Source organism: Leuconostoc sp. C5, assembly GCF_056530425.1.
Genome location: NZ_CP134351.1, coordinates 236,973 through 253,235 on the forward strand (window position 1 = coordinate 236,973; position 16,263 = coordinate 253,235).

Below are 16,263 nucleotides of genomic sequence, written 5' to 3' on the forward strand. Positions count from 1 at the left end.
ATGAATAAACAATGTACAGTAGCCTTAGCAGGTAACCCAAACAGTGGGAAAACAACACTCTTTAATTTATTAACAGGTTCGCATCAACACATTGGAAATTGGCCAGGCGTTACTGTTGAAAAAAAGTCAGGTCGTTTAAAAAATAATCCTGACATCATTATTCAAGATTTACCTGGAACTTATTCCTTATCAGCATATAGTCCAGAGGAAGTAATCACTCGTAACTTTTTAATTAATGATAAACCTGAACAGATCATCAATGTGCTCGATGCTACAAATATTGAACGTAATCTTTATTTTAGTTTGCAATTAATGGAAACTGGTGTACCAATTATTTTGGCTTTGAATATGTTGGATTTACTAGTAAAGCAAAGGCAATATCGAATTGATACCAAAAAATTATCTTATTTGCTTAATGTACCGGTTGTTAGTATTAGTGCGTTAAAAAAGAAAAATATCAATCAGCTGACTAAACAGGTTATTGCTAACACTGACCAGCCACAAACCTATCCACATCCAGTTTATGATAAGCGGTTGGAATCGGCATTATCCATGATTGAAGAACAGATTGATGGAATTATCGAAGCAGATCAGTTGCGATGGTATGCGATTAAGCTCTTTGAGCGTGATGAAGCAGTTGGACATTTAAAATTAACGGCACAGCAGCAAACTGAAATTGACAATATAATTGATACAGCAGAAAAATTATTTAATGATGACAGTGATAGCATAGTTGTTAATGCACGCTATGACTATATAGAACGCATCATAAACATGTGTGTAGTACGAACAAGTGATTTTTCAATGAGCATGAGTGATCGTGTTGATATGGTAGTCACTAACCGGATTCTTGCATTACCTATTTTTATATTTGTCATGTGGATTGTGTATTTCTTATCGATCCAAACCATTGGAACAATAGGAAGTGATTGGGTGAATGATGTATTATTCGGGGACTTTATTCCGAATAGTGCTAATGCAATTTTAACGTATTTGCATGTTTCAGTATGGTTGAAGAGTTTAATTATTGACGGTCTTATTAATGGTATTGGGTCTGTGTTAGGTTTCTTACCACAAATTATGATGCTCTTTTTGTGCTTAAGTATTCTAGAAGACTGTGGTTACATGGCGCGAATTGCGTTTGTTATGGACCGCATTTTTCATCGTTTTAATCTTTCAGGGAAATCATTCATCCCCATGTTAATTTCAACAGGCTGTGGTGTACCAGGCATCATGTCGACACGAACGATTGAAAGTAAAAGTGATCGCCGTATGACAATTATGTTAACGACTTTTATGCCATGTTCAGCTAAGTTAACCGTTATTGCGCTGGTCAGTGGGACATTTTTTCCAGAAAATTCATGGGTTGCACCAACATCATATTTTATTAGTATTTTGACAGTTGTTGGCTCAGGTATTTTTTTGAAAAAAACAAAGCTCTTTTCAGAACCGCCAACGCCATTTGTAATGGAACTGCCTGCTTATCATTTGCCTAGTATTGGTAACGTTAGCCACAGTGTGTGGATTAAAGCACATGCCTTTATCAAAAAAGCAGGGACTATAATTTTTGCGTCATGTGTTGCCATCTGGTTTTTGTCCAATTTCAATTTTCACTTTCAAATGGTCGATCAAAACGACAGTATCTTAAGAGACATAGGTATGGTTATAGCACCTATTTTTGCACCATTAGGATTTGGTGACTGGCATGCGACCGTTGCAGTGATTGCTGGTCTAATTGCTAAGGAAAATTGTGTTAGCACATTAAACATTACTTTTGGTTCATCAAGCACTGCCTCATTTATGAGCACCTTAAGACAAACTTATTCCCCTATGGCGGGTTATTCGTTTCTTGTCTTTAACTTATTATGTGCACCTTGTTTTGCTGCCATCGGTGCTATGTATAAAGAATTTGGTGATGCACTTTGGACTTGGCGCGCGGTAATCTATCAAACCGTTGTGGCTTATATGTGTGCGCTCAGTATTTTTCAAGTGAGTGAAATCATTCAAGGTAATGTTTCGGGGTACTTTGTTGCGTTATCATTCATCGCTATTGGGTTGATGCTATATGGTATTTTTATCAAACGTGAGCGCCCGCAACAACTAGAATTGTATTAGAAAGGTCAGTCAATATGTCAACATTTATCATAGCTGCTATTATTTTTATCTTGTTTGCGTTGGTCATATACAATAAATTTTTTAAGAAAAATGCTAGTGGTAGTTGTCATGATTGTGTCGACATTGGTTGTCCGCTTGCCGATCAATCAAAAATGTTAAGAAACAAAAAAAGCCATCATTAAAACACGAAACCCCGATGAACTAACGCGTTCATCGGGGATTTTTTATTATGAGAGAATATTTGAGAGAGAAGAGAATAGTATATTCGGGAGAGAATATAAGTTTATTTATAGTCGCGGGGAGAGCGCGACTTGGCTCCCTTTTACCATGGGGTTTCGTGTTTCTGATGTGATCGCCATCAGTCATACTGCTTATATTTTTTAGTCCTCCAAAAATTTAGATTTTTTATTTGTTATATTTTAATTCAACTAGGCTTGTTGTTTGAGATAACTTGCTTTGTTGATGTTTATAATATAACGTTCTAAAATTAAATTCATGTAAACTGAAGATAAAGTGAACATTAAATGATTATTTCTCTGTTGAATCACGCACAACGAGTTCACCATCTAACACAGTACGTATAGTGTTAGATGGGTTGGTATCGCGTACAGTACAAAACAGTTCATAAATTTTTTTCCCAGTTTGGTAAAAATCATATTCAAAGCTAGTTAAGTTTGGTGTAACGGTCGTACTTAAATCGGATCTACCAAATCCAATATATTGGGCATTTTGTCCAGTTGCTAAACCAGCTTGAAGAGCACCGATTGTGATGCGATCAGTCGCGCCAATAATTAAATCAAAATTTTGGGACTGCATCGCTTGTTGTGCGGCTACTTTTGCTTCTGCTATGCTGAACTTTGAATCAACGACAGTCACCTTGCTAGTTGACAGTTTTTTTCTAATATTGAGAAAACGATCATGACCAATGGCCCAATCCATTGTTTCATCAATTTTTAACAGTAAAGTATTTTGAGGATGCAGTGATGCAGCAAATTCACCGACAACAGTTCCGGCTTGCAGATCGTTCATGACTACGCGATGAAAGTTAGGTTCTTCTTGTCCTTGGATAACTACTGGTGCATCAAATTCAGTTAATGCGTTACGTAACTCGTCGTTTAAATTAGCTGTTAAAACAATCAAGCCACCAACATTTTGTGTACGTAATTTTTCAATAGCAGCGAGCTCACGTTTAGTCGATTGATAGGTATTGACGATCAAGAAAGTATCATTTTCGTTTGCATCATCTAGCCCACGGAGCATTTCAACTTGGGCGGATGAATCGAGCCGAGGCACAATCACACCTATCGTGTGATTGACTTTCTGTTTTAAACTTTGCGCAAAGGTATTGGGCTGGTAATTATTTTCGGTAACAACTTTGTTTATTTTTTCACGTGTTTTAGCACTGACCGGTCCGCCATTCAAATAGCGGGAGACAGTGCTTTTTGCTACTTGAGCCATATTAGCAATATCAGTTATTGTCAATTTTTTTTCCATAGACACATATTACCATGAACGCAATGAAAGCGTTGTCATTAACTTGTAATATTTAACTTAAAAAGGAGGTTGCAATTATTTTTGAAAGCGGTTACAATTAGTTTATAAATAAATGGAAACGGTTCCAAAAAACTTAAAGAAATTTAGAGGAGCAGCAAAATGGATCATAATAAAGTAGCAAAGCGTATTGCCGATGCTGTCGGCAAGGACAATATTGTAGCCGCTGCACATTGTGCTACGCGTTTACGATTGGTGATCAAAGATGTTAAAAAGATCAATCAGGATGCCTTGGACAACGATTCCGATCTTAAAGGAACATTTAACGCTAACGGACAATATCAAATTATTGTTGGACCAGGCGATGTTAATGGTGTTTACGATGAATTTGTTAAAATTACCGGTGTTGAGCAAGCTTCAACTGCCGATTTGAAAAAAATTGCAGCACAATCAGGAAAAAGAAATCCTTTGATGGATTTGGTTAAAGTATTGTCAGATATATTTGTTCCTTTGATTCCAGCTCTGGTTGCCGGCGGTCTATTGATGGCATTGAATAACATTCTAACTGGTGAGGGAATGTTTGGCGCCAAATCTTTGGTTGAAATGTTTCCGCAAATCACAGGTTTAGCAGAAATGATCAATCTGATGGCTTCTGCACCGTTTGCATTCTTGCCGATTTTGATAGGAATTACAGCAACAAGACGTTTTGGAGGAAACGAAATTCTCGGAGCAGCTGCTGGTATGATGTTAGTTATGCCTAGTTTAGTCAACGGATATAATGTTGCCGAAGCGGTTGCCACTGGGAAGATGCCAACATGGGACTTGTTTGGTTTGTCAGTTGCGCAAGCTGGTTATCAAGGTCAAGTGTTACCGGTGATCGGTGTGGCTTTCATCTTAGCTAACTTGGAAAAGTTTTTCCATAAGCACTTGAAAGGTGCTATTGACTTTACGTTTACACCGATGTTGTCTATCATATTAACTGGGTTTATCACATTTATTGTTGTGGGTCCGGTATTACGAATTGTCTCTAATGGTATTACTGATAGCTTGACATGGTTGGTTACGACGTTTGGCTTTATTGGTTACGGGGTCTTTGGTACATTCTACTCTGCTATTGTTATTACTGGTTTACATCAGAGTTTTCCGGCAATCGAAACACAGTTGTTGGCAGATGTTGCTAAAACAGGTGGTGATTTCATTTTCCCTATTGCCGCTGCATCTAACGTGGCACAAGGAGCTGCAACATTTGCTATTTATTTCTTAAGCAAAGGGGATGAAAAAGTACGGGCATTGGCTTCATCATCAGGTGCTTCAGCCATGCTGGGTATTACTGAACCAGCAATGTTTGGTGTTAACTTAAAATATAAGTTTCCATTTTTCATCGCTCTGGGATCAGCAGGAATTTCAAGCTTAGTAATGGGATTGTTCCAAGTGATGTCATCGTCGCTGGGACCAGCTGGTATAATTGGCTTTATTGCTATTCCAGCTAACAAATGGGTAGGATTCTTCATCGCCATTGCGTTATCATTCGTGATTGCTTTTACAGCAACCCTAGCTTACGGTCGTTCACACATGCCAGTTTCTAAGTCAGGTAATAGACTAGCAAATCCAGTAGTTACTGAACATGAAGCAGGTTTTGAGGTCGATGCACCTGTTTCAGGTCATTTAATACCGTTAGCTGATGTCCCAGATAATGTTTTCTCAACTGGAATGATGGGCAAGGGTGTAGCAATCGAACCGAGTGATGGTACGATTTACGCGCCGGCCGATGGTGAAATTACAGTAGCTTATCAAACAAAACATGCCTATGGATTGACGACGGATGATGGGGTTGAGATATTAATTCATATTGGCTTAGATACGGTTAATCTTGAAGGTCAGGGATTTGAAAGCTTTGTAACGCAAGGACAAAAAGTTAAAAAAGGTGATAAATTAGGTACCTTTGATACGAATACTATCAAAAAAGCTGGATATCCTGTTACAACTATGGTCATTATCACGAACACAAAAGCATTTAATGATGTTGCGGTAGATGAAGCTTTCGATAATGATATCCAAGCAGGCCATCAGATTATAACGGCCATACCAAAAACTAGTGATTCAGCTGTTGGTGCGCCAGCATAAATACAAAAAAGGGGAAAACGTATTTATCAAGAATACGCAACTAAAATAATTCATGTTTATTAAAGATGACATCAATCATTTTGAAAAATATCATTTATATCCAACACAAGGATTATTGAATGATCCAAATGGACTTATATATTTTAAAGGACAATATCATGTGTTTTTCCAATGGAATCCACATGCTTGTAACCACAAATATAAGGAATGGGGACATTTTGTTTCAAACGACTTGAAAACATGGACTCGTTTAGAAACAGCTTTAAAGCCTTCACTTCCAGACATGGACTCAGCTGGAATATATTCTGGTACAGCATTTGTTAAAGATGATAAGTTATATGTCTTCTATACAGGTAATGTTCGCGATGAATCTGGCCGGAGTGTGGCGTCTCATCAAATGTGGGCCGTTAGTGAGGATGGGATTCACTTTGAAAAACTTGGTGAACTATTCCCTCATCCAGAAGGTTTTACAAAAGATGTTAGAGATCCTAAAGTTTGGCAGGGGAGAAACGGGCGATACTATTTGATGGTAGGTGCACGATCAAATGAAAATATAGGTGACATTCTTATTTATGAATCGGAAAACTTTAGTCAGTGGCAATTACATGGTTCGTTAATTGAAGGTGAATTAACTGATATTCGTGGCTATATGATTGAATGTCCAGATTTAATTGAGATAGATGGTAAGCAAATTTTAATGTTTTCACCGCAAGGATTACCAGCGGATGAAGAGAACTATCGCTATCAAAACATTCATAACACAGGTTATGTTGTCGGTACTTTTGATGAAGAGACGTTACATTTTAAACCAGAAACTTCCTTTAAGGAAGTTGACAAGGGATTTGAATTTTATGCGCCACAAACCATGCATACCAATGAGGGCCGTAAAATAATGTGGGGATGGGCTGGTATGATGACACCAGAACGTGAAGCTTCGACTCCAACGATTGCTAGCAACAATTGGGTTCATGTGTTAACGATTCCACGCGAATTACACGTGACGTCGGACAATCTTTTGACACAGACACCTATTTCAGAAATTTTGCATACAAAACCTTTGACGAACTTTGGTGCTATTAATGTAGGTCAATATACAATTGATTCTCACGACAATTGGACATTATCTTTTGGTGAAAATATGACTTTAGTTCGAAACAAAAATCAACTTATATTATCACGTCGGCAGTGGGAAAATGGTGAAATTGAAAAAAGGCTGGTTGTAGGAGATATTAATCACACATTATTAATTGTTGACACAGATATTATTGAAGTGTTTACAAACAATAATCAATCAGTCATGACGGCACGTTATTTTTAAGCATTGAAAATATTTGTGTAAACGATTACAATGTAATTGTAGTAACTGGTTAACGTCTAACACAAACACGATAATTTCGTGAAGAAGGAGCAATTAAATCATGGGTTTATTAGGAGCAATTGAAGCAGGTGGAACGAAGTTTGTGGTCGCTGTTGCGGATCACGATTATAATATTGTTGAGAGAACATCATTCCCTACACTTGATGGTCAAAAAACAGTAGAGCAAGTCATCGCTTTTTTTGATAAGTTTGACGACATCGACGCAATTGGTATTGCAGCTTTTGGACCAATTGACATTGTAGAGGGATCAACAACATATGGTCACGTTCTAGATACACCAAAACGCGGGTGGTCAGGATATGATTTTCTGGGTGCAATGAAAGACTGGCGTGATATTCCTTACTATTGGACTACTGACGTTAATGGCGCAGGATGGGCTGAGTTTGAAACTGGTGCAGCTAAAGATGTTAATAACATGGTTTATTTGACAGTTGGTACTGGTGTAGGTGCAGGAATTGTCTCTGGTGGCAAGTTAGTTGCTGGATATGGACATCCTGAAGCAGGACATATTTTCTTACAAAAGCATCCTCTTGATAAATATGAAGGTCATTGCCCATTCCATGGCGATAATTGTTTGGAAGGCTTAGCTGCTGGTCCAGCAATTGAAGAGCGTTGGGGACGTAGTGCGAAGGAAATTCCAGATGATGATGTTGCCTGGAAGATTGAAGCCTTCTATCTTGCGCAAGCAGCCCTTGATTATACAATGATTTTACGCCCTGAAAAAATTGTTTTTGGTGGCGGTGTACCTCATCGTGAAATCTTATTCCCATTAATTCGCGAAAGTTTTGCTGAGCAAATGAGTGATTATTTAGCAGTTCCTGATTTGGATGAATACATCGTACCCGTTGCTAATGGCGATAATGCCGGCATCTTGGGTTGCTTCTATTTGGCAAAAACATTACTTTAATTTTCAATTTATCCTCAGTTTACGTGAGTTTAATTTTAGAACGTTATATTATAAACATCAACAAAGCAAGTTATCTCAAACAACAAGCCTAGTTGAATTAAAATGTAACATTCGATAAATTTATGATCTGGAGGATTGGACAGTATAAGCGGTATAACTGATGAGCATCACATCAGAAACACGAAGCCTCACGGCAAAAGGGAGCCAAGTCGCGTTCTCCCGCGCGACTATAAATAACTCATATTCTCTCCCGAATATACTATTCTCTTCTCTCTCAAATATTCTCTCTCATAATAAATATCCCCGGTGAACGCGTTAGTTCATCGGGGCTTCGTGTTTCTAGTAGAATTTTTATGATAATTAGATATTATGTTGCACGATATTTAAAAATATGATAATATATTTTATGTTGTGAAATACGAAAAATGGTCAGCTAGCTCAGTTGGTAGAGCAACGGACTCTTAATCCGTGGGTCCAGGGTTCGAGCCCCTGGCTGACCACTATATGAAACCAGCAAACTTTGTTTGCTGGTTTTTATTTTAATTTTAAATATCGAGGAGAGGAAGAATGCAACGGAATGTCGGGAAGCAGCTTAAAAAGCATCTGCTTTTAATTGTGTTGGTTATTATGTTGATTGTTGTGGTTGTTATTTGTTTTTTTAATACTAAACAACCAATCAAGAACACTGGAAAGATCGCTAAAACGTCTTCTGTAAAAAAAGTATATGATTTACCAAAAGGTGTAAAAACGACAGATTGGAATTTAGTATTAGTCAATAAAAATCATTCCTATCAGACAGAATTGAACTTTACGAAGGTTACTGTCGATAGTAAACAAATTGATCAACGAATCGCACAAGCCCTTGCAAATTTTCGTTCAGCAGCTCAAAAGGCTGGTTACGCGACAACCTTAGTATCGGGATATCGTTCCATTGCATATCAAACCACTGTGTATAACAATTCAATTAGTCAATATGAATCAAATGGGATGAGCGCGACAGAGGCCAAACGACTGACTGAGTCCGTAATTCAGGTACCAGGATCCTCGGAACACCAAACGGGACAAGCAGTTGATTTAGCAGGTAATGATGCCTTGGCTGCCTATCCCTCATTAGAAGCAGGTATGGATAAATTCAAATCACAGCAGTGGTTGATGAAACACGCACCGGAATATGGATTTATCCTACGTTATCCGAGTGATAGTCAGTCTATAAAGGAGACGGGGATTGACTATGAATCTTGGCACTTTAGATACGTTGGTGTGTCCAATGCAACATATATTACTAATCATCACCTCACGCTAGAAAAATATATTCAAACTTTGAAAAAGGCGGGTAGATGATACAATATTTGACCATCAAAACAATTGCTCAGCAGGAATAATGTAATTTTGATATACTATATTAGTAATATTTTTATTTGAAACTAAGGAGAAATGGCATGATTGTACTATCAGGCACCATCGGCGCTGGCAAAACGAGTTTAACGAAAATGTTGGCAAAACATTTAGATTCACAGGCGTTTTATGAAAGTGTTGATGATAATCCAATTTTGCCATTATTTTACCAAAACCCTAAAAAATATGGTTTTTTGCTGCAAATTTATTTTTTAAACAAAAGGCTAGAACAAATAAAAAGAGCCCAAGTGGATGCCAAAAATATTTTAGATCGTTCTATTTTTGAAGATGCTTTACTATTCCAATTGACAGCTGATTTGAATCGCGCAACGCAAACTGAGGTAGATATATATCAGTCATTGGTTAATAATATGATGGCTGAAATTCCTGGTAGCGCAATGTCTAAGGATCCTGATTTATTAATTCATGTTCGTGTTAGTTTTGATACTATGCTCGCAAGAATCAAAAAGCGTGGTCGTTCATTTGAGCAAGTTGAAGCAAATCCGGGATTATATGACTACTACAAAGAACTTAATTCACGTTATGATGATTGGTTTGCGGCGTACGACCGATCACCAAAAATCCAGATTGATGGTGACCATTTTGATTTTGTGGAAAATGAAGAGTCAGGTGCAAAAGTCTTGGACATGATTGATGCTAAATTAGCACAAACTGGTGTACTATCATTTTGAGAAATCCCGAAACTTTTGAAGTTAGGGATTTTTTTGATATAATAATTAAAATTAACTAAGGAACATATAATGAATAGTTGGCATAGAATTGTTGTTAAAGTCGGCACGAGCACAATTGTTAATCGTGATGGGCAAATTAATTACCCAGTCGTTAATCGGTTGGCACAAACACTTTCCAGTTTACAAAAATCTGGTCACGAAATTTTATTAGTTACATCCGGGGCAATTGGTGTGGCATTGGATCAGATGAATCTAGAAAAACGACCACAAGAAATTCCACAACAGCAAGCATTAGCTGCCATTGGTCAGGGATACTTGATGTCATTGTACAATCAAAGTTTTGCATTCTATCAACAATTAATTGGACAAGTTTTATTGACGTATGATGTGTTCGACAATAAAGCGATGCTTGAAAACACAATGAATGCCATTGAAATGATGTTTTCACAGCACATCATTCCCATTGTTAATGAAAATGATGTGATTGCAGTTGATGAGCTTGACCATCAACATTCATTTGGCGATAATGACCGCTTAGCTGCTATTGTGACACGTGAAATTGGTGCCGATGGATTAATTATTTTGAGCGATGTCGACGCGTTGTATACGGCTAATCCTAATATTGATGAATTTGCACAAGCCATTGATAAGGTAACGAAAATTACCGATGATATTCGTATGAGCGCCACCGGATCAACTTCTGGTTTAGGAACAGGTGGGATGAGCACAAAACTTGCTGCTGGTGAATTTGTGATGAAAAATGGTGGTAAAATGGTGTTAATTAATGGTAATAATCCAGCCTTGATTTTAGAAGTAATAGCTGGTAAAACGGTGGGAACATTATTTCAAGGAGAATGAGTCTATGAACGCAGTGGAAGAAATTGGTAAGCGTGCCAAATTAGTGACTTCTGATGTCGCTAATTTGGCAGTAGATATTCGTAATCAAATATTATTGGATATGTCGTCAGCCCTGGTAGCTAACTGGCAAGAAATTGTGGCAGCTAATAAAAAAGATTTGGACGCGGCTACGCAGCTCTCGGGGCCAATGCGTAATCGATTGACGCTTGACCAAAAAACAATTGGCGGTATTGCAGCGTCGCTGTCAGCGGTCGCTAAGTTAGCTGATCCTTTGGCAGGTCCATATGACAATTGGAAAAATCATACAGGATTTAAAATTGTTAAAAAAACAGTGCCACTAGGGGTTGTGGCGATGATATTTGAGGCGCGCCCGAATGTGACCGTAGATGCTGCCGCATTAACCTTTAAATCAGGTAATGCAGTTATTTTACGCGGTGGTAAAGAGGCTATCGAGTCAAATATTATCTTAACGAATATTTTGCGTAATGTGTTACGTAAACACAATTTAAACCCAGATATAATACAGTTAATCACGGATACAACACATGATTCAGTCAACACATTACTAAATTTGCGTGACTATGTTGATGTATTAATTCCGCGTGGTTCAGGTCAGTTTATTGATTTTGTTGTAAAAAATGCAACGGTACCGGTTATTGAAACTGGCGCAGGTAACACACATATATTTGTGGACGAGAGTGCCAAGCAGGATGAGGCTATTCGTGTCATTCATAATGCCAAAACACAAAAACCAGCAGTTTGTAATGCTGCCGAAAAACTATTAATTCATGAGGCAATTGCGGGTGAATTTTTACCAAAAATTGTCGATGATTTATTGGCTGCTGGTGTAGAGTTGCGCGGGGACCAAAAAGCCCGTAGTATAGATAGTCGAGTAATTGGCGCAAGTGCTGAAGATTGGGATACTGAGTATAACGATTTAATTATGGCTATAAAAATTGTTCACAATAACGATGAAGCAATTACCTGGATTAATGACCACACAACCCATCACTCAGAAACAATTATCAGTGAAGATCTTAATCATGTTACTGATTTTATGAATACTGTTGATGCTGCTGTTGTTTATCAGAATGTTTCAAGCCGATTTACTGATGGTTTTGAATTTGGATTTGGCGCAGAAATTGGTATCTCTACACAAAAGCTTCATGCGCGTGGCCCAATGGGACTAAGTGCGTTAACCACAATTAAGTATGAAGTATTCGGTGAAGGACAAATTAGAGAATAAGCACAGTATTTTTGACCCAAAAAAATGATCCACGATACGGACAACTAGGTTTGGTGTCGTATCGTGGATCATTTTTATGTTATTGAAGCACAGTTAGCATTAGATTTTGAAAATCATGAACAAATCTTTTTGAATCAACTAAAACAGCAGCTTTAGTAGTTGTTGGGACCAAAAGTTTCTCTTTATCACCGATTGTGCGGCCATAATCGCCACTTTCTTTATCGTATGTTACCCGCATTGCTAAGGCAATTGATGTAACATAGCTAGGATCGATTCCAACAGCAACTGCTAGTGGATCGTGGAGGGCAGCACCATTTTTATTGATGTTTAAGTTAGCATACGCATCAATATAGAAATCCATTAAGTCAGCAAATTTTTCTCCGGCTAAGGTTCCTAGTGTACGCCATGCTGCAGTTTCTTTTTTCGTTAGCAGCGTGCGGAGGGTAACATCAAGGCCAACCATTGTTAGGTTTTGCTGATGAACGAAAGCAAAGTCAGCCGCTTCAGGGTCTTGGTGAATGTTTGCTTCGGTAAAAGGCGTTACGTTACCTGGTACAGTTAAAGCACCGCCCATTAGCGTTGTATTACCAAGCAAGGTAGCCACGTCATTATCTTTTTCAATCGCTGCAGCCAAATTGGTGAGAGGCCCAGTTGGAATAAAAATTAGGTTTTCTTTATATTGATGAGCAGATTCAATTAAAAAATCAACAGCTGATTGGGTTTCGATTTGTCTTGGTGAAGTTTCTAAGGTGATTTCACCTACGCCATTTTTACCGTGAATAAGCTGTGAAATAGGCATAACTTCAAAATTATTGGTTGTACTTGAATGACTAGCACCAATAAATACAGGGACATCGTCAGCACCAAGTAAATGTAATAAATTCAGTGAGTTTTGTGCGGCCGTTTCAACAAGTGTGTTACCATAACTAGAGATAATACCAATCAAATCGACATTTGGATCAGCTACAGCGTAGGCGAGCGCCAGAGCATCATCCACGCCAGTATCCAGATCAAGAATCATTTTTTTAGTAGCCATAAATTGTAATTATGTGCAGACGCACATTTCCTCCAAATTGTAATATATATTAATTATAACGGACGAAAACTATTTTTGTTTTAAATTAACGCAATGTTAGAATGACGTTGCAATAAAGTAAAATCGGAGAATATTTAAATGACAGAGTTATATGATGTAGCAATCATAGGTGGTGGACCAGTTGGTATGTTTACAGCTTTCTATGCCGGATTACGTGATACTAAAGCAGTTCTAGTTGAAAGTTTAGCAACACTCGGCGGACAAGTGACATCGTTATATCCTGAGAAAAAAATTCTTGACGTTGCTGGATTCACAGGAATTAAAGGATCAGCATTGATTGATTCATTGGATGAACAAATGAAGTTATTTCCAATTGATATCAAAACCTCAACAACTGTGACTAATGTGACGAAAACAAACGACTTATTCACAGTGACCATCAACAATGGTTCGTCATTTCAGGCTAAAACAATCATCATCACAACAGGTAAAGGCTCTTTTGAACCACGCAAGATGCAGGTGTCCGGCGTTGATCAATTGGTTGGCCAAGGTATTCACTATTTTGTAACGAATAAACATGATTTTGATAACCATGATGTAGCGATTGCTGGTGGTGGTGATTCAGCTATTGATATGGCTACGATGCTTAATGAATTTACCCATTCTACAAGAATTATTCACCGCCGGGATCAATTTCGTGCAATGGAGCAAAGTGTGAAACAACTGAGCCAATCATCCGTTATCAAAGAAACGCCGAAAAAAGTATCACAGATTGAAAAACAAAGTGATGGTAAATTGAAAATTACGTTAGCGCAAGTGAAGAATGATCAGGTAACTAATGATATTTGTGTTGATGATTTAATTATTAATTATGGTTTTATTTCGGAAAATAAAATTGTGCATGGTTGGGATATACAACCAGAAAATGAAGGACAAGCGTTTTCCGTCGACCAAGCAATGCAGACGACGATACCCGGCGTTTTTGCTATTGGGGATGCTAGCCACTATGAGGGGAAAGCAGATTTAATTGCTGTTGGATTTGGTGAAGCGCCAACAGCAGTTAATGCTGCAATTCGATTTTTTGATCCACAGCGACGTGGCCCCGGCCATTCGAGTTCAATGGTTATTCAAGATGGAAAACTTATATAAGTAAAAAAGTAGTAGATGAGTATATCATCTACTACTTTTTTAAAAGCTACTTAGCGGAATCTAAAACAGTTGCTTCTCCTGTGGCATAATCAATTTGAATGCCTGGCTGTACGTTGAAAATCCAATAGTTTAAGTTCAGTGTTTTGCCGTTGTCTTCAACTGATTTAGCCATATAGTGAACACCACGAGCAAGACGTTCGTTGCCAACATAAAGTGGCGTGACCTGTGCACGGACCGTAATAGTTGGATTGTTTTGGATAGCATTGCGAATATCATTTTCAGGGACGAGCTGACCTGGATAGGCATTTTCAACACGTGTACCCGTAATCATATTTTCTGTGACCATAGTGGGTAACCCGAAAAATTGATAGCCCACAATGTGAGATTTATTCCAAAGCGCTTGCATACCATTGCCCAATTTAACGTTAGGGTTATCATGATAACCACCGACCCACTTAGTACCATCGTAGCGATCGTTAATAAACCAACCGGATGGGCGGACAGTGTAAGGAATACGATCCGGCCGTTTAGTAACTTTTGATATGGCCGACTTACTGGCCACGAAATTTCCTTGTTGCGAACGGCCTAACGAATCAAGAGCTGAGAGGCTTAACCCATCAACTGGATTGAGCTTAGATGCTTGACTTGGGAAAGTTTCTTTCATTTGGTCGTCTGTGAAGGTTGCTTTATTGTTGTTGACATGAACGATGTCACCATCTAGCGTTCCATCCCATTTTAAGTTGAGCAGGGCCTGATCAGATTGGGCAGTTACTGTTGGATGAGATGTTTCAGTAGAAGTATTTGTCGATTCGTAGTTTTGCCACAAATAAAATCCGGCAACAACAACTAGAATCAGAAGGGATAGTATCTTATTTTGTGGTTTGCTTTTGCGTCTATAAGTGCGTTTTCGTGCCATGATTCTCTCTCTTTCAAGTTCTTATATCATAACATTTATGCTACGCCAAAACATCAACAAAAACGATAATAGAAATCAGCGTTCCAGTTCCCACTCGGCTTTGAATTGCGCTAAGAATGATAGCATGAACTGTTGACGACTTTCAGAAATTGTGCGTGCTGTGTCTGTATTTAATTTGTCCTGAATAAGTAATAATTTTTCATAAAAATGGTTAATTGTCGTACTTTTTTGATTGCGATAATCAGTTTTATTTTGTGGTAAATGTGGTTGAATTTCTGGATCATATAATACACGATTTTTTACCGCACCATAAGTAATTGCTCGTGTGATGGCGATAGCTCCCATAGCCTCTAAACGATCAGCATCTTGTACAATTTGTCCATTGATATTGAGCTCTTGAGTACCTTCTAGTGACTTAGACCAAGACATATTGTCGATGATATAGGTGATTTCTTCTATCATTTCTGGATGAACGCCGATAGATAGAAGAAACGAAATCATATTATTTTTTGCTGCAAGAATATCTTCTTGACTATCGTATAATTTATCATCATAGACGTCATGCAGCAATGCGGCAGCACGTACAACAAAAGCATCTGCTTTTTTCTCATGGGCAAGAATCTTGTTAGCTAGTGCAAGGACGCGATTAATGTGATCAATGCTGTGTCCAGTATTATCTTTAGTGAGTGCGTCTTTCATATAACGATTAATCATTTCAAGTTGATCCATTTTAATTTCCTTTAAGTTTTATTTCGATTGCTTATTAATTAGTTTAAACTAATTAATAAGCAATCGCGTTTAAAAGTTGGATTAATTCGTAAAAGTTTCAATATATCATAAATAATAACTTGAGTCTCTATGAAAAATTATTGATTTTAGTTATAATTATTTTAATATAACTTTACCTCATACGGTAAAAATCATGCTTAACGTAGAAAGAGACGATTCTTTTTATT

General features: G+C 37.8%; 14 protein-coding genes and 1 tRNA gene. 11 read left to right on the forward strand and 4 right to left on the reverse strand.

Translation table 11 applies throughout. The features are described 5' to 3' along the window. Complete coding sequence (gene feoB, locus RHP56_RS01395) at positions 1-2,115, forward strand: ferrous iron transport protein B (protein ID WP_011679174.1); 2,115 nt, start codon at positions 1-3, stop codon at positions 2,113-2,115. A gap of 14 nt (positions 2,116-2,129) precedes the next feature. Next, positions 2,130-2,297 carry a FeoB-associated Cys-rich membrane protein gene (locus RHP56_RS01400; RefSeq protein ID WP_085775736.1) on the forward strand — a complete coding sequence of 56 codons (168 nt, stop codon included), beginning with the start codon at positions 2,130-2,132 and terminating at the stop codon, positions 2,295-2,297. Positions 2,298-2,643: 346 nt separating this feature from the next. On the opposite strand, the gene RHP56_RS01405 is transcribed toward RHP56_RS01400, so the two are convergent. Continuing rightward, positions 2,644-3,609, reverse strand: coding sequence for a LacI family DNA-binding transcriptional regulator (locus RHP56_RS01405; protein WP_036089636.1), 966 nt, complete (start codon positions 3,607-3,609; stop codon positions 2,644-2,646). A gap of 159 nt (positions 3,610-3,768) precedes the next feature. Here RHP56_RS01405 and RHP56_RS01410 point away from each other — a divergent pair, with 159 nt between their 5' ends. From RHP56_RS01410 to RHP56_RS01445, 8 genes are all read left to right on the forward strand, one after another. Continuing rightward, the gene (locus RHP56_RS01410; protein WP_102753420.1) at positions 3,769-5,730 is read left to right on the forward strand and encodes a sucrose-specific PTS transporter subunit IIBC; all 1,962 of its coding nucleotides are present in this window, start codon (positions 3,769-3,771) and stop codon (positions 5,728-5,730) included. Between the two features lie 52 nt (positions 5,731-5,782). Then, a complete protein-coding gene (locus RHP56_RS01415) occupies positions 5,783-7,048 on the forward strand; it encodes a glycoside hydrolase family 32 protein (protein ID WP_011679177.1) in 1,266 nt (421 codons plus the stop codon). Between the two features lie 100 nt (positions 7,049-7,148). Continuing rightward, entirely contained in the window at positions 7,149-8,015 is an 867-nt protein-coding gene (locus RHP56_RS01420) for an ROK family protein (RefSeq protein WP_010292015.1), read from the forward strand. A gap of 427 nt (positions 8,016-8,442) precedes the next feature. Next, positions 8,443-8,515, forward strand: a tRNA-Lys gene (locus RHP56_RS01425). A 67-nt stretch (positions 8,516-8,582) separates the two neighbouring features. After that, positions 8,583-9,356, forward strand: a complete 774-nt coding sequence (locus RHP56_RS01430) for a M15 family metallopeptidase (protein WP_102753421.1) — start codon at positions 8,583-8,585, stop codon at positions 9,354-9,356. Between the two features lie 98 nt (positions 9,357-9,454). Then, positions 9,455-10,102 carry a deoxynucleoside kinase gene (locus tag RHP56_RS01435; RefSeq protein ID WP_102753422.1) on the forward strand — a complete coding sequence of 216 codons (648 nt, stop codon included), beginning with the start codon at positions 9,455-9,457 and terminating at the stop codon, positions 10,100-10,102. Positions 10,103-10,171: 69 nt separating this feature from the next. Continuing rightward, a complete protein-coding gene (gene proB / locus RHP56_RS01440) occupies positions 10,172-10,960 on the forward strand; it encodes a glutamate 5-kinase (protein ID WP_002815906.1) in 789 nt (262 codons plus the stop codon). 4 nt (positions 10,961-10,964) lie between these two features. Next, on the forward strand, positions 10,965-12,206 hold the full coding sequence (locus RHP56_RS01445; protein WP_011679179.1) for a glutamate-5-semialdehyde dehydrogenase: 1,242 nt from the start codon (positions 10,965-10,967) through the stop codon (positions 12,204-12,206). Between the two features lie 79 nt (positions 12,207-12,285). Here the strand turns inward: RHP56_RS01445 and RHP56_RS01450 are convergent, their stop codons facing one another. Next, positions 12,286-13,242 carry a nucleoside hydrolase gene (locus RHP56_RS01450; RefSeq protein WP_102753423.1) on the reverse strand — a complete coding sequence of 319 codons (957 nt, stop codon included), beginning with the start codon at positions 13,240-13,242 and terminating at the stop codon, positions 12,286-12,288. Positions 13,243-13,380: 138 nt separating this feature from the next. Here RHP56_RS01450 and RHP56_RS01455 point away from each other — a divergent pair, with 138 nt between their 5' ends. After that, positions 13,381-14,391 (forward strand): NAD(P)/FAD-dependent oxidoreductase, encoded by a 1,011-nt coding sequence (locus RHP56_RS01455; RefSeq protein ID WP_011679181.1) that lies wholly within the window; start codon positions 13,381-13,383, stop codon positions 14,389-14,391. Positions 14,392-14,437: 46 nt separating this feature from the next. Here RHP56_RS01455 and RHP56_RS01460 read toward each other — a convergent pair whose 3' ends face one another. Both RHP56_RS01460 and RHP56_RS01465 read right to left on the reverse strand, forming a co-directional pair. Beyond that, complete coding sequence (locus RHP56_RS01460) at positions 14,438-15,307, reverse strand: DNA/RNA non-specific endonuclease (RefSeq protein ID WP_011679182.1); 870 nt, start codon at positions 15,305-15,307, stop codon at positions 14,438-14,440. Between the two features lie 75 nt (positions 15,308-15,382). Continuing rightward, on the reverse strand, positions 15,383-16,036 hold the full coding sequence (locus tag RHP56_RS01465; protein WP_011679183.1) for an HD domain-containing protein: 654 nt from the start codon (positions 16,034-16,036) through the stop codon (positions 15,383-15,385). Between the last annotated feature and the right edge of the window lie 227 nt (positions 16,037-16,263).